Origin of the sequence: Marinobacter sp. SS8-8 (genome assembly GCF_030540945.1) — a bacterium.
In the GTDB taxonomy this organism is placed as follows: domain Bacteria; phylum Pseudomonadota; class Gammaproteobacteria; order Pseudomonadales; family Oleiphilaceae; genus Marinobacter.
In genome coordinates, this window is sequence record NZ_JASSVN010000026.1 from 1 (window position 1) to 20,637 (window position 20,637).

At 56.6% G+C, this 20,637-nt stretch carries 16 protein-coding genes and 2 pseudogenes; 13 read left to right on the forward strand and 5 right to left on the reverse strand.

The window, feature by feature from the left end; genetic code table 11:
- Positions 1–119 precede the first annotated feature (119 nt).
- Positions 120–527, reverse strand: a pseudogene (locus QPL96_RS17960) (hypothetical protein); the annotation flags it as partial.
- Positions 528–1,150: 623 nt separating this feature from the next.
- On the opposite strand from QPL96_RS17960, the gene QPL96_RS17965 reads away from it, so the two are divergent.
- A complete protein-coding gene (locus tag QPL96_RS17965) occupies positions 1,151–3,259 on the forward strand; it encodes a DEAD/DEAH box helicase family protein (RefSeq protein WP_303288669.1) in 2,109 nt (702 codons plus the stop codon).
- 42 nt (positions 3,260–3,301) lie between these two features.
- Here the strand turns inward: QPL96_RS17965 and QPL96_RS17970 are convergent, their stop codons facing one another.
- Both QPL96_RS17970 and QPL96_RS17975 read right to left on the reverse strand, forming a co-directional pair.
- Entirely contained in the window at positions 3,302–3,625 is a 324-nt protein-coding gene (locus QPL96_RS17970; RefSeq protein WP_303288670.1) for a HigA family addiction module antitoxin, read from the reverse strand.
- 14 nt (positions 3,626–3,639) lie between these two features.
- Entirely contained in the window at positions 3,640–3,933 is a 294-nt protein-coding gene (locus QPL96_RS17975) for a type II toxin-antitoxin system RelE/ParE family toxin (protein WP_303288671.1), read from the reverse strand.
- A 472-nt stretch (positions 3,934–4,405) separates the two neighbouring features.
- On the opposite strand from QPL96_RS17975, the gene QPL96_RS17980 reads away from it, so the two are divergent.
- A complete protein-coding gene (locus QPL96_RS17980; protein WP_303288672.1) occupies positions 4,406–5,017 on the forward strand; it encodes a 2-hydroxychromene-2-carboxylate isomerase in 612 nt (203 codons plus the stop codon).
- Positions 5,017–5,730: a glutathione S-transferase N-terminal domain-containing protein gene (locus tag QPL96_RS17985; protein ID WP_303288673.1), complete on the forward strand. Its 714-nt coding sequence runs from the start codon at positions 5,017–5,019 to the stop codon at positions 5,728–5,730. Before QPL96_RS17980 ends, QPL96_RS17985 begins: the two co-directional genes overlap by 1 nt.
- 113 nt (positions 5,731–5,843) lie before the next feature.
- Here the strand turns inward: QPL96_RS17985 and QPL96_RS17990 are convergent.
- Positions 5,844–5,999, reverse strand: a pseudogene (locus tag QPL96_RS17990) (ectoine hydroxylase); the annotation flags it as partial.
- 66 nt (positions 6,000–6,065) lie between these two features.
- Positions 6,066–7,886 carry an acyl-CoA dehydrogenase C-terminal domain-containing protein gene (locus QPL96_RS17995; RefSeq protein WP_303288674.1) on the reverse strand — a complete coding sequence of 607 codons (1,821 nt, stop codon included), beginning with the start codon at positions 7,884–7,886 and terminating at the stop codon, positions 6,066–6,068.
- Positions 7,887–8,129: 243 nt separating this feature from the next.
- On the opposite strand from QPL96_RS17995, the gene QPL96_RS18000 reads away from it, so the two are divergent.
- From QPL96_RS18000 to atpB, 10 genes are all read left to right on the forward strand, one after another.
- The gene (locus QPL96_RS18000; RefSeq protein WP_303288675.1) at positions 8,130–8,708 is read left to right on the forward strand and encodes a DUF3833 domain-containing protein; all 579 of its coding nucleotides are present in this window, start codon (positions 8,130–8,132) and stop codon (positions 8,706–8,708) included.
- Positions 8,709–8,780: 72 nt separating this feature from the next.
- A complete protein-coding gene (locus tag QPL96_RS18005) occupies positions 8,781–9,875 on the forward strand; it encodes an efflux RND transporter periplasmic adaptor subunit (RefSeq protein ID WP_303288676.1) in 1,095 nt (364 codons plus the stop codon).
- Positions 9,876–9,878: 3 nt separating this feature from the next.
- A complete protein-coding gene (locus QPL96_RS18010; protein WP_303288677.1) occupies positions 9,879–13,025 on the forward strand; it encodes an efflux RND transporter permease subunit in 3,147 nt (1,048 codons plus the stop codon).
- Between the two features lie 40 nt (positions 13,026–13,065).
- Positions 13,066–14,364 (forward strand): MFS transporter, encoded by a 1,299-nt coding sequence (locus QPL96_RS18015; protein WP_303288678.1) that lies wholly within the window; start codon positions 13,066–13,068, stop codon positions 14,362–14,364.
- A gap of 351 nt (positions 14,365–14,715) precedes the next feature.
- Positions 14,716–16,602 (forward strand): tRNA uridine-5-carboxymethylaminomethyl(34) synthesis enzyme MnmG, encoded by a 1,887-nt coding sequence (gene mnmG, locus QPL96_RS18020; protein WP_303288679.1) that lies wholly within the window; start codon positions 14,716–14,718, stop codon positions 16,600–16,602.
- Between the two features lie 9 nt (positions 16,603–16,611).
- Positions 16,612–17,256 carry a 16S rRNA (guanine(527)-N(7))-methyltransferase RsmG gene (gene rsmG, locus QPL96_RS18025; protein ID WP_303288697.1) on the forward strand — a complete coding sequence of 215 codons (645 nt, stop codon included), beginning with the start codon at positions 16,612–16,614 and terminating at the stop codon, positions 17,254–17,256.
- Between the two features lie 50 nt (positions 17,257–17,306).
- Positions 17,307–18,101 (forward strand): ParA family protein, encoded by a 795-nt coding sequence (locus QPL96_RS18030; RefSeq protein WP_303288680.1) that lies wholly within the window; start codon positions 17,307–17,309, stop codon positions 18,099–18,101.
- Positions 18,102–18,161: 60 nt separating this feature from the next.
- Entirely contained in the window at positions 18,162–19,037 is an 876-nt protein-coding gene (locus QPL96_RS18035) for a ParB/RepB/Spo0J family partition protein (protein ID WP_303288681.1), read from the forward strand.
- Between the two features lie 270 nt (positions 19,038–19,307).
- Positions 19,308–19,706, forward strand: coding sequence for a F0F1 ATP synthase subunit I (locus QPL96_RS18040; protein ID WP_303288682.1), 399 nt, complete (start codon positions 19,308–19,310; stop codon positions 19,704–19,706).
- Positions 19,707–19,725: 19 nt separating this feature from the next.
- Positions 19,726–20,598 carry a F0F1 ATP synthase subunit A gene (atpB, locus tag QPL96_RS18045; RefSeq protein ID WP_303288683.1) on the forward strand — a complete coding sequence of 291 codons (873 nt, stop codon included), beginning with the start codon at positions 19,726–19,728 and terminating at the stop codon, positions 20,596–20,598.
- Positions 20,599–20,637: the final 39 nt, after the last annotated feature.

A 20,637-nucleotide genomic window follows, 5' to 3' on the forward strand; every position in this document is an offset into this window, starting at 1 on the left:
GGGTGACGCAGGCCTGCAAACTGCGATGCAGTCGGCATAAAGTCGGCGAAAATAGACAAATTGACTCACCTGGCTGGGTGGGTCACCTTGAAAACACGCCGTTTATGGACGGAAACTAGCTGGATAGCCTGGTCCACCAGATCCACATACTGCTCATATGCCTGAGCCTCCGAACTGGCCATGGACGCTGGCATCCATCCCATCAGGCTTGGTCTCGCCGACGGATTGTCTGGAGTCATCATGATGTCAGTAGCGTTGAACAAAAACGTCTGGCTACCCGAGAGATGTCGAAGCGGTGCATCGAACGAAGTGGCCAGGCTGGCGAGATCCAGTAATGGCACCAACATGCCTTTACTGTAGGAGCGAGTGCCATCCCCAGAATCCCGCAAATCCATATCGTAGATGCCACCGGCTCTCGCCAGGTTTAAGGCCCGAGACTCTTCCGGGTAGTAAGCTCGTGGGGTGGCCGCGCAGCCAGCCAGGGCAGCGGCTAATATTGCTGTCGTTAAGGGTGCTATTCTTTTCATTATGTCCTCCTGCTTTTATTAAATATTCTCACGAGGTTGAGAATATGCAAGAGGAGAACAAAAATTAATCTTTGTAAATCAATAGTTTGTACTAACAGAACAAAGTTTAAATTCGGACGTAGCGAAAAATTGGTGGGGCAGGCATATCTTTGGCTATAAAAGAAAATGGCACTTTTGATTTGCAGAGGTTACCTATGGATGGCAGTGTCAGATGCGATTCTGGATGGCCCGGAACCAAGGGCGCCAGGCTACTTTTACTGGTATTTGACAGTTTACTGAAAAATATCTCACTTATTTGTTTTGGTGATCGAAAAACAATATCTGATAGGATCGACTAAAAACAGCAAGCTCGGTCACTATGTTTATATAGATTTATGGGGTAGGAGGCACGTATCCGAATAGAAGAAGAGCTCGCAGCCATCGCACTGAAGTTATCTGAACTTGAGAGGGAAAAGGCTGCCCTTCTTTCGCGGAGGAACGAGCTTTATCGCACTGCGCAACAATCCACAGTAACGCAGCTAAAACCTGATCAAAAAGCTGAATTGTTCCGGAAGCTCTTTCGCGGCAGACAGGATGTCTATGCGGTCCGCTGGACGGGTTCCAGTGGCCGTTCCGGCTATGCCGTGGCCTGCGAAAATGAATGGGTTCCGGGCACCTGTCAGAAACCCCGGATCAAGTGCGGCGAGTGCCCGCACAAAAAATTCAAACCTCTGGATTTTAATGCCGTGTATGACCACCTGTCCGGCAAGCATGTCGCAGGGTTATACCCTTTGTTGCCGGACAATTCCTGTTATCTGCTGGCCGTGGATTTTGATAAGGAGGACTGGAGAGCAGATGTTCATGCGCTGGCCCAGGCTTGTCGTGATGAAGGTGTCCCTTATCTTGTAGAGATCTCCCGGTCCGGTGCGGGTGCCCACCTATGGGTCTTCTTTTCGAACGCCGTTCCAGCCTGGTCCGCGAGGGCTTTGGGGTTCAAGCTGCTGGACAAAGCCATGGAACGCCACCCGGGCCTGTCCTTCGATTCTTATGACCGGCTATTCCCCAACCAGGATACGATGCCCGATGGTGGATTTGGCAATTTGATTGCCCTTCCGCTTCAGCATGAGGCGCGAAGTCGTGGATGTACTGTATTCGTCGACGATAAGCTAACCCCGTATCCGGATCAGTGGGCTCTACTTAGTCAGCAAAAGAGCGTTTCGCCGGCTCAGCTTCGAGATATGGTTGGAAATGAACCTGATTCCGATGCGATAGCAGAAGTTGCGTTGCCGTGGGAGCAAGCTTTACCGGTCGATACAGGGATAATTTCAGGATGTCCCGAGAGCATCATGCTTACCCTGGCCAATCACATTTATATGAAGTTGTCAGACATACCAGGGACACTGGCGGCACGAATAAAGCGCATGGCGAGCTTTGCCAATCCAGTATTTTTCAAAACCCAGGCACTTCGATTTTCAACTCATGGCATCCCTCGTTACATATCCTGTGCCCGGATTGAACAAGGTTATATCTCGGTACCGAGAGGCTGTTTTGATGATCTTCAGGCATTGTTGCGCGAACAGGGAATAACGGTAGAAATCGATGACCGCAGATTGCCCGGCCAGTTGCTGCCGGAAGTCAGCCTTAAAGCAACGCTGCGTCGTGATCAGAAAAAGGCTGTGACGGCGCTTGCCGATCACGATACCGGAATACTTCATGCTCCGACCGCTTTCGGCAAAACCGTAACCGCTATTGGTATTGTGGCCAAGCGGCAGGTAAACACGCTGATCCTCACTCACAGTCGTCAGTTACTGGATCAATGGAAGGAGCGTCTGGAAACCTTCATTGAGGGTGCATCCGTGGGTGTGATTGGCGGTGGCAAAAAGAAACCTACTGGTCAGATCGACGTTGCCACCTATCAAAGCCTGATCAACAAGAAAGATAATACGGTCTCAAATAAAGTCCGGGAATACGGGCAGGTCATCATCGATGAATGCCATCACATTTCAGCTCCCCGTTATGAGATGCTGCTTAACGAAGTCAGCGCCCGATATGTTGTAGGCCTCACCGCAACGCCTGACCGTCAGGATGGCCACCAAAAAATCATGTTTATGGTCGCAGGACCCGTTCGCCATAAAGTCAGGGCTGAACATGGGTCTAAGTTTGTCCAGCGTGTCATCGTTCGAGAACGTCATGAAACGCCACCGACGGATATCTTTCAGAATAATGATGAACGACCACACATAGCATCGGTTTACCGTTGGCTCGCCCAGAGCAATGCCCGGAATCAGGATATTGTTCAGGATGTCGTACGCTGCGTACAAAACCAGGCCAACTGTCTTTTGCTGACCGAACGACGAGAACATGCTGAGACGCTGGCAACATTGTTGGAAGCTGAGTCTATATCGTCGGTTGTTTTGCGCGGCGGGATGCGAGTCAAGGAACGCCGGGCTGCCGAATCGCAGTTGCACGAAGCTCAGGTTATTGTTGCAACCGGGAAATACATTGGTGAAGGTTTTGACTTGCCTCGGCTGGACACTTTGTTTCTGGCCCTGCCCATAGCCTGGAAAGGAACACTGTCGCAGTATGCTGGCAGGATTCACCGGGATGCCGACGGTAAGCAGGAAGTTACTGTCTACGACTACCTGGACAACAGCCTGCCAATGCTTGAACGCATGTTCCGAAAGCGCGAGAAAGGTTACAAGGCGATGGGATACCAGTTTGCCCAATCCGAGCCGCAAACCCGGCTGCTGTAACTTTCCAAAGAAAGGGGAAACATGGCTGAAACGAAAAGTGCTTCAGGCCTGCTTTAGTGGCAGGACGTGAGGCTTTACACGTTTCACATTTTTCGCTTCCTGCTCATAGGCACGATGACGAACATCCCATAACTCAACTGTGTGCTGAATATTCAGCCAGAACTCCGCAGTATTCCCCAAAGCCGCTGCGAGCTTGATGGCCATGGGTGCTGTCAGCGTGCCTTTGTCATGCGCAATCCGGCTGAGTGTATTTCTGTGCACACCCATTGCTTCGGCAAGTTCACTGATTTCTATATTCATCGGTTCCAGAAACTCGGTGACCAGCATTTCGCCAACGGTCACTGGACGACGTTTTGTATTCCTCATTACCATAACCTCCTCTAGCCCTTGTAAACATGCGGGTCTAGATATGTATCTTGGGCGGTGCCATCTTCCCAGCGAAAAATCAGGCGATACTGCTTGTTAACCCGAATAGAACACCATCCAGACAGGTTTCCCTGCAAATGTTCAAAACGGTTACCCGGCGGAATCCTCAAGTCTGACTCCTGCGTCGCGGCATCCAGAATCTGAATCTTTCTGAACAGAGCGCCTTCAATAGTGCTGGGTATTTTCTTGTGGCTTTGGTCTACGTCGTAGAACGCCTCTAGCCATATATCCCTGAATTCAACCGCCATAGTTACCTGATCGCTTTTTAATCATTTTATGCACAACAACGTTGTGCGTCAAGTCCGTTCAAAATGAGAACAGATCCGTAGAAAACGATGTCACTATAGTTTTGTTTGGCAGAAGGGGCTGAAAGAGCGATCTCAAGGCGCTGGTTTCATAGAGATAAAAACGTATACAAGGCTCCCAGTTTCCCACTTATCCCAGTTTAAAATGGGTCGTCAGGAGCCGATGAAGAGGAAATTTGCCAATATTTACACTTTTTTCGCAAATTTCTGCACTCCGAGAGTGCTCCGAAAAATTTACAAGCTATTGTTTTTATAAGATAATAAATATTCTGCATCAGGAAGTAATCAGAACGTTTTGTCTCAGAGCTGGAAGGCACCGTCGAATTTTTGGAAATTTTATTGAGTAATCGCTCAAAAATAACTAGAGTACTGGACAGGCTAAAAAACCAACGCAAACGTCCAGGACCTTTAAACGATGAATCCCGAGATTGATTACTACTTCACCTGCATTTCCCCGTTTACCTATCTTGGTCACCGGGCCTTTCTGGAGACGGCCCGCACCGCGAGTGCCAGGGTCAATTTCAAACCCGTCAAGCTGGCAAGAGTATTTGCCAATTCCGGCGCAAAGCCCGTTCCGGAACGTCCGGTATGCCGCCAGGATTACCGCTTGCTGGAAATTGAACGGTGGGCCAGGAAACGGGATTTGCCCGTGAATCTGAAGCCCGCGCATTTTCCAACAGATCCTGGGCTAGCCGACCGTTGCGTGATTGCTCTTCAGGAAGCCGGTGAAGATCCCGGTGAATTTGTACAGCGCGCCTTGGCAGCGTGTTGGGCCGAGGAGAAAAATATCGCTGACGAAGTGGTAATTGGTGACATCCTGACCAGTCTGCAACACGATGCCGAAGCCGTGATCCGGTCAGCTAACTCAACCGATGTCGCTGACCAGTATGATCGCAACAGTGACGAGGCCGTGGAACGGGGCGTATTGGGTGCGCCGGCCTACCTTTTGAACGGCGAGCAGTTCTGGGGGCAGGACCGGATTGAGTTGTTGGCGGAGACTCTCGACTTGGAACCCGGAGCCCAGTGATGATTGATCTTTATTACTGGCCGACACCCAATGGCCACAAGATCACCATATTTCTTGAAGAGGCAGGGCTGGATTACCGTATTCACCCGGTTGATATCAGTGCTGGCGATCAGTTCAAACCAGACTTTCTCGCTTTCTCACCGAACAATCGGATGCCGGCCATCATTGACCAGAATCCGGGAGACGACCTTGGCCCCGTCACCGTGTTCGAATCTGGCGCCATACTCCTGTATCTCGCAGAAAAGACGGGGCAATTGATCCCTTCCGATTTGCGCAAGCGGAAGGCAGTGTTGGAATGGCTGATGTGGCAAATGGGAGGACTGGGGCCGATGGCAGGTCAGAACCATCATTTCGTACAGTATGCACCGGAGCAGATCCCTTATGCGATAAACCGTTACGTCAATGAAACCAATCGTCTGTATGGTGTACTCAATACCCGTCTGCGTGGTCGGGACTGGGTTGCCGGCGATTACTCCATTGCAGATATCGCCATCTATCCCTGGATCGTCCCTCATGAGCGGCAACAGCAAACGCTGTCCGACTTTCCCTACCTCGAGCGTTGGTTCTGCTTGATGCAAGAGCGTCCGGCGGTGATTGCTGCCTATGAAAAAGGCGCGCCTTGGTCTGGTCGCCCGACGGTCACCGATGAAGGAAAAAAACGGCTGTTTGGCCAAACAGCAGGTGGCAACAAACAAGATGGCGCCGATTCGTGACGCGTTCGACCAAAGTTTACAAAGCAATCATTAGGCACTGTCGCCTATGGAAGCTTGTACCAAAAAAAGGAAGCCAGCCGACTTCCCTTGTCTGCTCCAGTTCCGGGTTTCTATTAGCCGGTTTTGCGCCACGTGTCCTGACCAGCCAGTTTCAGAGCCTCGGTATGACTCCGGTTGCTCAGGAAATCCGGCCGCGGTTTATTGCCACAGAACGGCGCCTGAAGCTGGTTTTCCACACTGTTGTAAACAAAGAACAGGTTGCTGCGGGGCAGGGCCGGCTTTTTCAAGGCAAAAAAATCCCGGGCCTGGCCCGGGAATCAAGGATTCCGGAGAACTTATCCGGTAAAGGCCAGATTTTCTGCATCCAGTTGCATCAGGTTCTTGCTGGGGCTGAGCATGCTGGCCCCGTGGCTCTGGGCACGGGGCAACAACCGCTGGAAATAGAACTCGGCGGTGGCCAGTTTGGCCTGGTAGAAGCCGGCCGATGCCTCGCCGCCGTTATCGAGCCTATCCACAGCCACGGCGGCCTGGCGTAGCCAGATATAGGCCATGGTGACGTAACCGCTGTACATCAGGAAATCGTAGGCGGCGGAGCTGACCACATCCCGATCCCTGCGGGCGGCCAGCATGATCCGCACGGTCAGCAGATTCCACTGGCCAGTCAGCTTGAGCAGCTCCAGGGCCCAGGGCCGCAGCCGTTTATCGGTCAGGTGCTTGCGGGCAAAGTTGGCAATGTTCAGGGTGAATTCACGCACCGCGCCGCCCCGGGTCATGAGCAAGACCTTGCGGCCAAGCAGGTCCAGGGCCTGGATGCCGGTGGTGCCTTCGTACAGGGTGGCAATGCGGGTATCCCGGACAATCTGCTCCATGCCGTGTTCACGGATATAGCCGTGGCCGCCGAATACCTGCACTCCCAGGTTAGCCGCCTCGTAACCGAGTTCGGTCAGAAAACCCTTGAGGATCGGGGTGAGGAAACCGAGTTTGTCGTCGTACTTCTCCGCCTTTTTGTGATCCCCATCGGTAAAGCCCTCCACCATATGATCCGCCAGACGGGCGGCGTAGTAGAGCATCGCCCGTCCTCCCTCGGCAATGGCCTTCTGGGTCAGCAGCATACGCCGTACATCGGCGTGGTGGATCAGGCGGTCGGCCACCTGATCCGGTTCTTTTTTGCCGGAGAGGGCGCGCATGGAGCGGCGGTCTTTGGCGTACTCCAGTGCCCACTGATACGACAGCTCCGCGGGACCGACACCCTGAATCGCGGTGCCGATGCGGGCGGTGTTCATGAAGGTGAACATGCAATTGAGGCCCTCGTTCTCGGGCCCGATCAGAAAACCGGTGGCCTCATCGAAATTCAGCACACAGGTGGCCGAGGCCTTGATGCCCATTTTCTTTTCCAGACTGCTGCACACCACAGAATTGCGTTTGCCTGCGCCACCCTCGTTGTCTGGCAGGAATTTGGGAACGATAAACAGGCTGATACCCCGTGTGCCTCTTGGTGCCTCCGGCAGTCGGGCCAACACGATATGAACAATATTCTCGGTCAGGTCGTGGTCCCCGGAAGAAATGAATATCTTGGTGCCGATGAGCCGGTAGCTGCCATCGGCCTGGGGTTCGGCTCTGGTTTTCACCTGTCCGAGATCGGTGCCGCACTGGGGCTCGGTCAGGCACATGGTGCCGGCCCAGCGACCTTCCGTCAGTGGCGCCAGGTAGGTCTGTTTCTGGTTCTCGGAGCCGTGCAGGAAAATCGTGTTCATGGCGCCCAGGGACAAACCGGGATACATCGAAAAAGGCCAGTTGGCGGTGCCCATCATTTCCTGTTTCAGCAGGCCCAGGGACGCGGGCAGACCCTGGCCTCCAAATTCCTCCGGGGCCGAGAGCCCCTGCCAGCCACCCATGGCGTATTGCAGATAGGCTTCCCGGTAGCCTGCCGGTGTGGTTACCTGACCATTCGCAAGCGTGCATCCTTCTTCATCTCCCGAGAGATACAGGGGGCTCAGTACCTGCTCGCAGAATTTTCCACACTCAGTGAGTATGGCTTCCACGATATCCGGCGTGGCGTTTTCACCATTGGCCAGGGTGGCGTAATGGCGCGGGTAGTCGAACACCTCGTTCAGCAGAAACTTCATGTCGCGCAGGGGCGCCTTGTAAACCGGCATAGCGGAATCCTCTGTATCTGTCCGGGAATCAGTCAGGGGCGACAATCGCCCGTTTCTGTTGTTGTACGCCATTCCCCAGGCACTGCCATTGACGAAAACCGCTGACAGGAATGTCAGAACGGACAATTGGCCGAACTGACGGAACCGGCGTCGGTGGCTTCAGGGAATGATCGTTACCGACCGGGCCGGCGTATTTCTCAGCGCCCATGCCATCTCAAAAACCGATCAGAGAGTGTAAAAGTCATGCAAAGCCTGCTAACTGTGATTTCGGAACGCATACCGGCACCTGTACTCTGGCCAGCACCTATACTATGGACATTATCTTCAGCTCTGCTGCTGAGCGGCTGCGCTGGTCCATCGCTCGATGATTACGCAGACAGGACCCCTGAACTGGTACCCGAAGCGTTCTTCACCGGCGAACTTTCGGCCCGTGGCGTGGTCAGGAACTTTTCCGGGGAGGTCATTCGCACCTTTGACGCGGACATTACCGCTACCTGGGATGACGACGGGGTGGGAACCCTGGGTGAAGTGTTCCGTTTCAACGATGGTGAGGTCCAGACCCGGGTCTGGACCCTGACACCTTCCGATGAAGGCTACCACGCCTCGGCCGGTGATGTGGTTGAGTCCGGAACCATGCGCTGGCGCGGCAACGCGATTCACATGAACTATGTGCTCCGCGTGTCATACGGCGACGGTACGCTGGACGTGCGGATGGATGACTGGATGCACCTGATCACACCAGACACGTTGATCAATCAGACCACCATGACTAAATGGGGAATTGATGTGGGTGAAGTGGTGCTGGTTATCCGGAAAATGTGATAACGATTAACCGATTAACCGATTAACCGATTAACCGATTAACCGATTAACCGGGAAGAGCCTGGAAATGCTATGTGGAAACAGTGGTTGATTGCGTTGGTGCTGGTAGTCTCGGCGGTCGCGGGTGCGTTTGTGTACCAGAACCTGGGCGGCGGAACCGAGGTTCAGGGCGGCGGGGAGCGTCCGGCCATTGCGGTCAATACGATCCTTCCACGGCTGGAAACGGTTCAGGATGTGGTCAGGGCGGTTGGCAGCCTGAAGGCCCTGAACGCGGTGGAACTCACCACTGAACTCAGCGGCAGGGTCGTGGCCCTGAATCTTGGGACGGGTCGCCGGGTAGAGCAGGGCGAGGTGTTGTTGCGCCTGGATGATCGCCAGGCCAGGGCCGATCTGCAGGTGATCGAAGCTCAGCTGGCGGATGCCCGCCGGCAACATGAGCGGGCGCAGCGGTTGCGCTCCAACCACAGTATTTCCCAGTCTGAGGTGGATGCACTGAGGACAGCGGTGGATGTGGCTGAGGCCCAGCGTCAGTCGGCAAGGGTCCGTCTGGAAAATCACCGTATTGAAGCGCCGTTTACCGGTGTGGTTGGCCTGAGTGATATCAGCGTAGGCGCCTATATTACCTCCGGAACTACGGTAACCTCCCTGGACACCACGGATCGGATGGAGCTCGGCTTTTCGATTCCCGAACGCTTTCTCGGTCAGGTGAGTCTTGGCCAACCGGTAAAGGGCACGTCTCCGGCCTATCCGGACCAACCATTTTCCGGTCAACTCGCTGAACTTGGGTCGCGGGTCAGTGAGCTGAGCCGGTCGTTGCCGGTACGCGCGCTGATTGATAACCCGGACGGGTTGCTCCGGCCGGGGCAGTTCATGTCGGCCACGCTCACCCTTCGGGAACGGCAGGCCCTGGTGATTCCGGAGCAGGCAGTGAAGGTCCGGGGTGATGAACAGTATGTTTTTGTTGCGGAAGACGGGGTGGCCCGGCGGGTCTCTGTTATTTTGGGTTCCCGCATGCCGGGCCTGGTCGAGGTTGCCAGCGGGCTTGGGGAAGACGATCCGGTCATTGTCACCGGCCAGGACCGTCTCAGCAGCGGCGACCGGATTCGGGTGTTGGAGGATGACAGGGCCATTCCCGATAACCGTTTTGTGACCGCCAGGGACTCGTAATTTGTGATTCTCTCAGACCTTTCCATCAAGCGACCGGTTTTTGCCACCGTACTCAGCCTGTTGATTGTGGTGTTCGGACTGGCGGCATTGCTGGGTCTGCCGGTGCGAGAGTACCCGGATATCGACCCGCCCGTGGTGTCCATATCCACCGATTACACCGGCGCGGCGGCTGAAGTGGTGGATACCCAGATCACCCAGGTGATCGAAGGTGCAATCAGTGGTATTGAGGGCATCCGTTCCATCGAATCCTCAACCGAGCAGGGCGAGTCCCGGACCAGTATCGAGTTTTCCACCGCCCGGGATGTGGATATCGCCGCCAACGATGTGCGCGATGCGGTGTCACGGGTTGCCAACCAGCTACCGGATGAAGCGGATCCCCCGGTGGTGCAAAAGGCAGATTCCGACGCCCGACCGATGATGTGGGTCACCCTGCGCAGTGATGTCTGGGACAGTGCCGAGCTGAGTGATTTTGCCGACCGCGTTCTGGCAGACCGGTTGTCGGTTCTTGACGGCGTCGCCGATGTCCGCATTGGCGGTGAACGCCGGTATGCCATCCGGGTCTGGCTTGACCAGGAGCGACTGGCTGCCCGCGATATCACCGTGGCGGAGGTGGAGCGGGCGTTGCGAGCCAATAACGTTGAGCTGCCAGCCGGTTCGGTGGATTCCTCCACCCGTAATTTTACGGTTCGGGCCGAGGGGCGTCTGTCGAACGTTGAGGAGTTCCGGGAGCTTGTGGTTCGCCGGGATGGCAACGATCTGCTGCGCCTGGGTGAGGTGGCGAATGTTCAGATGGGTGTCGAGTCCGATGTCAGCCGCCTGCGCGCCAACGGCCAGACCGCCATCGGCATGGGCGTTATCCGCCAGTCCAAGGCCAATACCGTAGCGGTATCCGATGCCGTTCGGGCCGAGCTTGAGAAAATCCGGGAAATCCTGCCGCCGGAAGTGACCATTGCCGAAAGCTACGATGAATCCATTTTTATCCGGGCCTCCATACAGGAGGTGGTCACCACGCTCGCCATCGCCGTTGCCCTGGTTATCCTGGTTATTTTCCTGTTCCTGCGCTCCTGGCGGGCCACCCTGATTCCGGCAGTGACCATTCCGGTCGCGGTTATTGGTGCGTTTATTGGTCTGGGCTTTCTCGGGTTCTCCATCAACGTTCTCACCCTGCTGGCAGTGATTCTTGCCATTGGCCTGGTGGTGGACGATGCCATCGTGATGCTGGAGAACATCCAGCGCCGGATCGATGAGGGTGAGCCGCCTCTGCTTGCCGCTTACCGGGGCGCAAAACAGGTCGCTTTTGCGGTCATTGCCACCACACTGGCGCTCGTGGCGGTGTTTGTTCCTATCTCGTTCATGGGGGGCAACATCGGCCGGTTGTTTGCCGAATTCGGCTTTACCCTGGCGGCGGCGGTGGTGTTCTCCAGTGTGGTGGCGCTGACCCTGGCACCGATGCTGTGCTCCAGGTGGCTCAGGCACAGCCCGGAATCGGCCGAGGGGCACCGTCTATGGGCCGCCAGTGAAAAAGCTCTGAATGGGCTTACCAACGGTTATAGAAGGCTGCTGCAGTTTTCCCTGAACCAGCCCGGACTGCTGCTGGGTCTTGGCATGGTCGGACTGGTGATTGCGGTGGTGGTATATCCGAAGCTGCCCCAGGAACTGGCGCCCACGGAAGACCGTGGCGTGATTATCATGCCCACCAGCGCCCCGAGGGGGTCGACGGTCGAGTACACCGATCACTATGTCCGCCAGGTAGAGCAGCGGCTTCTTCCTTATCTGGATGAGGGCATCGCCAATCGGCTGCTGGCCATCGTCGGGTTTCGGGACGATGAAGACACTGCGTTCCTGATTATGGGGCTGGTGCCCTGGGAGCAGCGGGACATCAAACAGCAAGAGGTCGCCAGTGAAATAAGAAAGAAACTGGCTGACGTTTCAGGTATCCGGACCCTGGCGGTAAACCCGCCGGGCCTGGGTCAGCGAGGATTCAGCCAGCCGGTTGAGTTCGTGATTGCCGGCCCGGACTACGAATCGGTCCTGGCCTGGAGTGACGAGATTGTCGAGCGGGCCAGGGAAAACCCGAATCTTCAGAACCTTGATACAGACTTTGAACTTACCCGGCCGGAACTGAGGGTCTCCATTGACCGCGAACGGGCCGCCGATCTGGACATTACCATCGAGGATGTGGGGCTGACACTCCAAACCATGCTGGCGTCCCGACAGGTCACCACTTACCTCGACCGTGGCCGTGAGTACGATGTGATCATCCAGGCAGAAGATGCCAACCGAGCAACGCCGGCAGACCTCGGGCAAATTTTTTTGCGGCCCCGAGAGGGTGGCAACCTGATCCCGCTGCAGGCGCTGGTTTCGGTGCAAGAGATGGGTGCCAATCCGGACCTGCGCCGTATTGACCGGCTTCCGGCGGTAGTTATCAGTGCCTCTCTCGCTGACGGCTACGATCTCGGCTCTGCCCTCGCGTATCTGAACAACCTGGCTGTGGATAACCTGCCACCGGAAGCGCGGGTCAGTTACAGGGGCCTGAGCCGTGAATTCCAGGAGTCCTCGGCCGCAATTTATGTCACCTTCGTTCTGGCGTTTGTCATCGTTTTCCTGGTACTGGCGGCGCAGTTTGAAAGCTGGATTCATCCGTTGATCATCATGCTCCCGGTGCCTCTGGCGGTCACCGGTGCCCTGCTGGCCCTGTGGTGGGCGGGGATCAGTCTCAACATCTACAGCCAGATCGGAATCATCATGTTGCTGGGGCTGATGGCCAAGAACGGCATATTGATTGTGGAATTTGCCAACCAGTTGCGAGATAAGGGCTACGAGGTGCGGGATGCGATTCTTGAGGGTGCCTGCCTGCGGTTCCGTCCGGTGCTGATGACCACCATTTCAACCGTGTTCGGTGCGGTTCCCCTGGTGATTGCCACCGGTGCCGGGGCCGAGAGCCGGGCGGCCATCGGCATGGTGATTCTGGGTGGTTTGATCTTTGCCACCACGCTGACCCTGTTCATCATTCCGGTGCTGTACAATTTGCTGGCCCGGTTTGCCAAGTCCTCCAATGCCGTGGAAAAGGAACTGGAACGCCAGGCCGCTGGCCTCTCCGGTGGCACCGGGCTGGCAGCAGCACCCCGGAACCGTGCTGACGATTTCTGAGGGCGCCGGCCTTGCAAGCTGCACCAAAACAGGATTTTTCATGGCAACACACAGTCAGTTCCGTTTGCTTGGTCAGCGCCGGTTTCTGCCGTTCTACCTGACACAGTTTTCCGGCGCCTTCAACGACAACCTGTTCAAGAACGCCCTGTTGCTGTTGATTACCTACAGCGCCGGGGACCTGATGGGCCTGTCGGTGAATGTCGTGGTCAATCTCGCCGCCTTCCTGTTCATTCTGCCGTTCTTTCTGTTTTCCGGCATCGCCGGGGAAATGGCGGACCGCTATGAAAAAGCCCGGATCATCCGGAATGTCAAACTGGCGGAAATCGTGATCATGTCCGTTGCAGCGCTCGGGCTCTGGTTTGGATGGTACGAACTGCTGCTGGTCCTGCTGTTCCTGATGGGTGGCCAGTCCACGTTTTTCGGCCCGGTGAAATACGCCATCCTGCCCCAGGTGCTGGCAGATGACGAACTGGTGGGTGGCAATGGTCTGGTGGGCATGGGCACCTTCGTGGCGATCCTGCTGGGCACCATTGCAGCAGGCCTGCTGATGGGGTTTGAGACCGCCGCCAGGCTGACGGCGGTTGCCGTGGTGGTGATGGCGGTGCTGGGGTATCTGGCGGCGCGCCAGGTTCCGGCAACCGGGCCCGATGTTTCCGGCATTGCGGTTCGCTTCCGGCCGGTGCTGGAAACCCGGAATCTGATGACCGTGGCGGCGGAGCGACGTCAGGTCCTGCTGGCGGTACTGGCGATTTCCTGGTTCTGGTTTCTTGGCGCCGCCTACCTGACCCAGTTTCCCAACTTTGCCCGCACCAACCTGCTGGGTGATGAAACGGTGGTGACGCTGCTGCTGGCCATGTTCACTGTTGGTATCGCCATCGGTTCCATGCTGTGCGAACGGCTCACCAAACACCGGATTACCCTGGCCCCCGTGCCCTGGGGCGCCCTTGGTCTGAGTCTTCTGGGAATGGATCTGTACTTCGCGGTTCCGGACGATCCGGTTGCCTCCACCTGGTGGACCCTGGTAACCGACCCGGTTTACCTGAGAGTCCTGCTGGATCTGGCCGGCATCGGGGTATGCGGCGGTCTGTTCATCGTGCCCCTGTATGCCTTTATCCAGCATGAAACCCCGCGAACCAAACGCGCCCGGATTATCGCCGCACTGAATGTGATCAATGCTCTGTTCATGGTGGTCAGTGCCCTGGCCGGCATTGTGGTCCTTGGTCTGCTTGAAGTGAGCATTCCGGGCTTTTTCCTGTTGTTGTCATTGCTGAACGGAGTGGTCTTGGTGGTGGTATGGCAACTGCGGCGCAAAACCGCGGCTCATTCTGTGGATAATTAGTTGGACAACCTACGGACAAACCCTGGACCACCTACAGATATATAAATAAAAACAATACGTTAAGGTGTTACCTTGGGTGGTTGACAAGTAGTCTTGCATGTGGATAACTTTCTTGAAAACTTTTCTGAGAAGAGCGATACAAGCCTATGAAAAGGCGCAAATTTTGGTTTTCCACTATTCGCTGAATCGGTAAAAAAGCGGCCCCTTGCCCCCTGTGGTAACCGGCCAGCTTTCAACCGTGATTTTATCTGGTTAAAATTTGCACATTCCGACTGCATTTTCCCGGGTGAGGCGTTATACTCGCCGCCCTGTTTTTGTACCTTTTTTTCAGCCCGATTTCCGAGGTGAGCTGTGGATTTTCCGACCCGTTTCGATGTCATTGTCATTGGTGGTGGTCATGCCGGTACCGAAGCCGCACTGGCGGCTGCGCGCATGGGTTCGCAAACCCTGCTGCTGACCCACAACATTGAGACCCTGGGCCAGATGTCCTGTAACCCGGCCATTGGCGGTATTGGCAAGAGCCATCTGGTGAAGGAAATCGACGCACTGGGCGGCGCCATGGCAGAAGCCACCGACCAGGCCGGTATCCAGTTCCGGGTACTGAACAGCCGCAAAGGGCCGGCCGTCCGTGCCACCCGTGCCCAGGCCGACCGGGTTCTGTACAAGGCGGCCATCCGCCATACCCTGGAAATCCAGCCGAACCTGACGCTGTTCCAGCAGGCGGCGGACGACCTGATTGTGGAAAACGACCAGGTGACCGGCGTGGTGACCCAGACCGGTATCCGCTTCAACGCCCGGACCGTGGTGCTGACCACCGGGACCTTCCTCGGCGGGGTTATCCACATCGGTATGCAACACCATGCCGGCGGCCGTGCCGGCGATGCCCCGGCCAATGCCCTGGCCAAACGCCTGCGGGAACTGCCGTTCAATGTCGGCCGCCTGAAAACCGGCACGCCGCCGCGGATTGATGCCCGGTCTGTGGATTTCTCGGTCATGCAGGAGCAGTGGGGTGATGACCCGACGCCGGTGATGTCCTTTATCGGCAGCCGCAGCCAGCATCCGGAACAGGTTTGCTGTTATGTGACCCGAACCACCGAACAGACCCACGATATTATCCGCAGCGGTTTCGACCGTTCGCCGATGTTTGCCGGCAGTATTGAAGGCGTGGGTCCTCGCTACTGCCCTTCCATCGAGGACAAGGTCAACCGCTTTGCCGACAAGGATTCGCATCAGATTTTTGTGGAGCCGGAAGGTCTGACCACCAACGAGCTGTATCCGAATGGCATTTCCACCAGCCTGCCGTTTGATATCCAGCTGGCGGCGGTGCGTTCAATCCCGGGGTTCGAGAATGCCCACATAACCCGGCCGGGTTATGCCATTGAATACGACTATCTGAACCCGCAGGACCTGCGTCACACCCTGGAAACCAAGTTCATCCAGGGTCTGTACTTCGCTGGCCAGATCAACGGCACCACCGGCTACGAGGAGGCCGGTGCCCAGGGTCTGTTAGCGGGAATCAACGCGGCCCTGCGGTCCCAGGATAAAGACGAGTGGTACCCGCGCCGGGATGAAGCCTATCTGGGCGTGCTGGTGGATGACCTGATCACTATGGGCACCTCCGAGCCCTACCGTATGTTCACCAGCCGTGCCGAGTACCGGCTGATCCTGCGCGAAGACAACGCTGATCTGCGTCTGACCGAAACCGGCCGCAAGCTGGGCTTGGTGAATGATGAACGCTGGCAGAAATTCAATGACAAGCGTGAGGCCATCGCCACCGAGCGCAGCCGTCTCGAAGCCACCCGGATTCATCCGAACACCGAGGCTGGTAAGAGAGCGAATGGCGTCCTCAAGCAGCCGATGACCCGGGATCAGTCCCTGGCGGAACTGCTACGGCGCCCGGAAATCGTATACAGCCACATTGCCGAGATTGGTGCTGAGAAGGCAGAAGACCCGGTGGTGGCGGATCAGGTGGAAATCGAGATCAAGTACGAAGGCTATATCTCCCGCCAGACCGATGAAATAGCGCGTTTACGCCGGAACGAGAACACTGCGCTGCCGGTGGATCTAAACTATGACGTGATTGGCGGCTTGTCCAACGAGATCAGGCAGAAACTCCAGACTGTTCGTCCGGAGACAGTGGCCCAGGCCTCCCGCATCCAGGGCGTGACCCCGGCAGCGGTGAGCCAGATCCTGGTGCATCTGAAAAAGCGCGACCTGCTGCGCAAACAGACGGCCTGACCCATGCCCATGACCAACGCACTCTGGCAGGGCCAGCTCCGGGACGGGCTGGCCGCAATGGAACTCTCCCTGACCAAGAGCCAGCAGCAACAACTGCTGGCGTTTCTCGGTCTGCTCAATAAATGGAACCGGGCCTACAACCTCACCGCCGTGCGTGATGAACGTGTGATGGTGTCGCGGCAACTGCTCGACAGCCTGAGCATCCTGCCCTGGGTCACCACCGAGCATCTGCTGGATGCAGGCGCCGGTGGCGGCCTGCCCGGAATTCCCCTGGCCATCGCCCTGCCCGCAAAGCGGTTTACCCTGCTCGACAGCAACGGCAAGAAAACCCGTTTTCTCAACCAGTGTGTGCTGGAGCTGGGCCTGGGCAACGTTGAAGTGATTCATGGCCGGGCGGAAGACTGCAGCCCTGAAGAGCCCTTCACCCAGATCAGCAGCCGGGCCTTCACTGCGCTGGAGAATCTGGTGAACTGGTGCGGCGATCTGCTGGCAAATGAGGGTGAGTTCCTTGCCATGAAAGGTCAGTTTCCGGATGATGAAGTGGCTGCCCTCCCGGCGGGCTGGCAGGTAAAATCCAGCCACTCCCTGGATGTTCCCGGTGCCGGTGGCGAACGCCATCTGGTGGTGATCGCCCGAGCCGGGAATTCCCGGTAGTTCGGCAGTTGAATTTCTGAACCGCTAACCCATAAACAAGGAGGCAGGACATGGCGCGCGTGATTGCAGTGACCAATCAGAAAGGCGGTGTGGGCAAAACCACCACCTGCGTCAACCTTGCTGCCTCCCTGGCCGCCACCAAACGCCGGGTGCTGCTGGTGGATATGGACCCCCAGGGCAACGCCACCATGGGCAGCGGTGTCGATAAAAATGCCCTGGAGCTGTCTGGCTACGACATGCTGACCAAGCGGGCCGGCGCCGCCGAGGTGATCATCCCCGCCGAAGCGTCCGGCTTCGATATCCTGCCGGCCAACGGCGACCTGACCGCCGCTGAAGTCGAGCTGATGAACGAAATTGGCCGTGAGCACCGTCTGCGTCTTGCCCTCAATACCCTTCGCGACAACTACGATTACATCCTCATCGATTGCCCACCCTCGCTCAGCCTGTTGACGGTGAATGCCCTCTCGGCGGCAGACTCGGTGCTGATTCCCATGCAGTGTGAATACTACGCACTGGAAGGACTGGCCGCGCTGATGAACACCGTTGAGCAGATCCAGGAAACGGTTAACCCGAATCTGCAGGTGGAAGGTATTCTGCGCACCATGTATGACCCCCGGAACAGCCTGACTCTCGATGTGTCCGGTCAGCTGAGTGAGTACTTCGGCGACAAGGTGTATCGTGCAGTGATTCCCCGCAACGTCCGTCTGGCCGAGGCGCCCAGTTATGGGGTTCCGGCCCTGAAATACGACCGGGCCTCCAAAGGAGCCATCGCCTATCTGGCCCTGGCCGGCGAGATGGTTCGCCGCCACGGTTCAAAAAAGACATCCGCACCGGTTGCGGTGTAACATACCGCCCTGTCACTCACTGAAGCACGACGATTTTCAACGGGAAGAATGACTGACACCATGGCGGCTAAGAAACGAGGATTGGGTGAACGCGGACTGGGCGCCCTGCTGGCGGGCTCCAGGGTCAATCTGGACCCGGAGCTGAAGGACCACGACGGTGAGCTCCGCGAAGTCCCTATCGACCTGATCCAGCGTGGCCGTTTCCAGCCCCGGCGCGATATGGACCCGGCCGCCCTGCAGGAACTGGCCGATTCCATTCGTCAGCAAGGGGTGATGCAGCCGGTGGTGGTTCGCCCCATCGCCGAAGGTCGCTATGAACTGATTGCGGGTGAGCGCCGCTGGCGTGCCACCCAGATGGCCAGCCTGGACAGCATCCCCGCCATCATCCGGGATGTTCCGGACGAAGCCGCCATCGCCATGGCGCTGATCGAGAACATTCAGCGCGAGAATCTCAATCCTATTGAAGAAGCCTTTGCCCTGCAGCGTTTGCAGGACGAGTTCGGCCTGACCCAGGCCCAGGTGGCCGAGGCGGTTGGTAAATCCCGGACCACCATTACCAACCTGCTGCGCCTGATCGGGCTCTCCGAAGACGTCCGTATCATGCTGGAGCATGGCGATCTGGAGATGGGCCACGGCCGCGCGATGCTGACCCTGGTGCCGGAATTACAGATGCAGGTGGCGAAACAGGTGGTGGCGAAATCCCTGTCCGTTCGCCAGACCGAGGCCCTGGTGCGCCGGGTCCAGCAGGAAACGCCGGACAGTAAATCCCGGAAAAAAGGCGCGCTGGATCCCAATATCCGGGCGTTGCAGGACGATCTGGCCGAACGGCTTGGCGCCCGGGTGTCCATTGACCATGGCCAGCGTGGCAAAGGCAAACTGGTCATCGAATACAGTTCCCTGGACGAACTTGACGGTATTTTGGGCCACATCAAATAAAACGTTGGGGTTTTGTAGGTCTTCCGACCCCCTACGAAAGTTCGTATCCCTCCACGCACACAACATGTAGTGGTGAAAAACTGAACGGGCGCCTATTTGTGACTAAAATTGCCAAGACCCAGTTATTACGCCGCTTTTGACGGATCAGCCGGTGCCCGGTTTTGTTGATTCGTGCACATTGAACACATATAATCTGCGGCGCTCGTATCGGTGCATTTGCTTACTTTTTAGACGACATCGACCGAAAAGCACCGTACTCCCGGGACGAACATGACGAAGGCAGCTTCAGGCGGTATTGGCCGCCCGCCCATCGCACGATGGTTTGTAATAGAAAGTGTGGCACTGGTCTTCGTTAGCCTGGCGTTTCTCTTGCGAGGTCAGGTTTCCGGTTATTCGGCGCTGCTGGGCGGACTTATCTTTCTGATCCCCCATGGTTATTTTGCGCTCAAGGCATTCCGCTACGCCGGCGCGCGGTCTGCCAGGAAGATCATGACGTCTTTTTACCAGGGTGAGGCCGGCAAGCTCATCCTGTGCGCCATCCTCTTCACGATGGTGTTCAAATGGATTCAGCCGCTTGATATCGCGGCACTTTTTTTAACATTTGCGATCATGCTGGTCACCAACTGGTTGACACCGCTTCTGGCGGGCAGCAATACGCAGCAAAGCTAACTGGACCTGGGAAACCGTTATGGCAGGAAGTGCATCCGAATATATCCAGCATCACCTCCAGAACCTGACGTATGGCAAGTTGCCTGCGGGTTATGAACGTGCCGACGGCACGGTACTGCAGGAAGCGCAGTGGACTATGGCCCACAATGCGGCTGAAGCATCCGATATGGGGTTCATGGCGCTGCACGTCGATTCCCTCGGCTGGTCCGTTGCCCTGGGTCTGATTTTCCTGTTCATTTTCCGACTGGCGGCCAAGCGCGTCACATCCGGCCAGCCCGGTGGGCTGCAGAACTTCGTTGAAGTGATGGTCGAGTTTGTCGATAACAGCGTGAAGGAAACCTTCCACGGCAAGAACAAGGTTATCGCGCCGCTGGCACTGACCATTTTTTGCTGGGTGTTCCTGATGAACCTCATGGATCTGGTGCCGGTCGATTTCCTGCCCGAACTGTTCAAGCTGATGGGTCTGGAATACATGAAGGTGGTTCCGACCACAGACGTGAACGTGACACTGGGCATGTCTCTGTCGGTGTTTGCGCTGATCATCTACTACAGTGTAAAAGTAAAAGGTGTGGGTGGTTTCCTGGGCGAACTGACGCTGCACCCCTTCTCCTCTGACAACCTGTTCCTGAAGATCCTGCTGGTGCCGGTAAACTTCCTGCTTGAGGGCGTGAGCCTGTTAGCAAAGCCGGTATCATTGGCACTGCGTCTGTTTGGTAACCTGTATGCCGGCGAGCTGATCTTTATCCTGATTGCACTGCTGCCGCTCTGGGCGCAGTGGACCTTGTCTGTGCCATGGGCGATCTTCCACATTCTGATTATCACCTTGCAGGCATTCATCTTTATGATGTTGACGATCGTGTACCTGAGCATGGCTCATGAGGACAGTCACTGATCGGGCACCATTAAGCCGTAGTTCTGAACCCTAAACCCT

Bases quoted from the DNA above. Each gene is read 5' to 3' on its own strand.
- QPL96_RS17985 (WP_303288673.1), top strand. From the start codon at position 5,017: ATGATTGATCTTTATTACTGGCCGACACCCAATGGCCACAAGATCACC.
- QPL96_RS18040 (WP_303288682.1), top strand. From the start codon at position 19,308: ATGACGAAGGCAGCTTCAGGCGGTATTGGCCGCCCGCCCATCGCACGA.
- QPL96_RS18000 (WP_303288675.1), top strand. From the start codon at position 8,130: ATGCAAAGCCTGCTAACTGTGATTTCGGAACGCATACCGGCACCTGTA.
- atpB (WP_303288683.1), top strand. From the start codon at position 19,726: ATGGCAGGAAGTGCATCCGAATATATCCAGCATCACCTCCAGAACCTG.
- QPL96_RS18030 (WP_303288680.1), top strand. From the start codon at position 17,307: ATGGCGCGCGTGATTGCAGTGACCAATCAGAAAGGCGGTGTGGGCAAA.
- QPL96_RS17995 (WP_303288674.1), bottom strand. From the start codon at position 7,886: ATGCCGGTTTACAAGGCGCCCCTGCGCGACATGAAGTTTCTGCTGAAC.
- QPL96_RS17975 (WP_303288671.1), bottom strand. From the start codon at position 3,933: ATGGCGGTTGAATTCAGGGATATATGGCTAGAGGCGTTCTACGACGTA.
- QPL96_RS17980 (WP_303288672.1), top strand. From the start codon at position 4,406: ATGAATCCCGAGATTGATTACTACTTCACCTGCATTTCCCCGTTTACC.
- QPL96_RS17970 (WP_303288670.1), bottom strand. From the start codon at position 3,625: ATGAGGAATACAAAACGTCGTCCAGTGACCGTTGGCGAAATGCTGGTC.
- QPL96_RS18005 (WP_303288676.1), top strand. From the start codon at position 8,781: ATGTGGAAACAGTGGTTGATTGCGTTGGTGCTGGTAGTCTCGGCGGTC.
- QPL96_RS18035 (WP_303288681.1), top strand. From the start codon at position 18,162: ATGGCGGCTAAGAAACGAGGATTGGGTGAACGCGGACTGGGCGCCCTG.
- rsmG (WP_303288697.1), top strand. From the start codon at position 16,612: ATGACCAACGCACTCTGGCAGGGCCAGCTCCGGGACGGGCTGGCCGCA.
- QPL96_RS18015 (WP_303288678.1), top strand. From the start codon at position 13,066: ATGGCAACACACAGTCAGTTCCGTTTGCTTGGTCAGCGCCGGTTTCTG.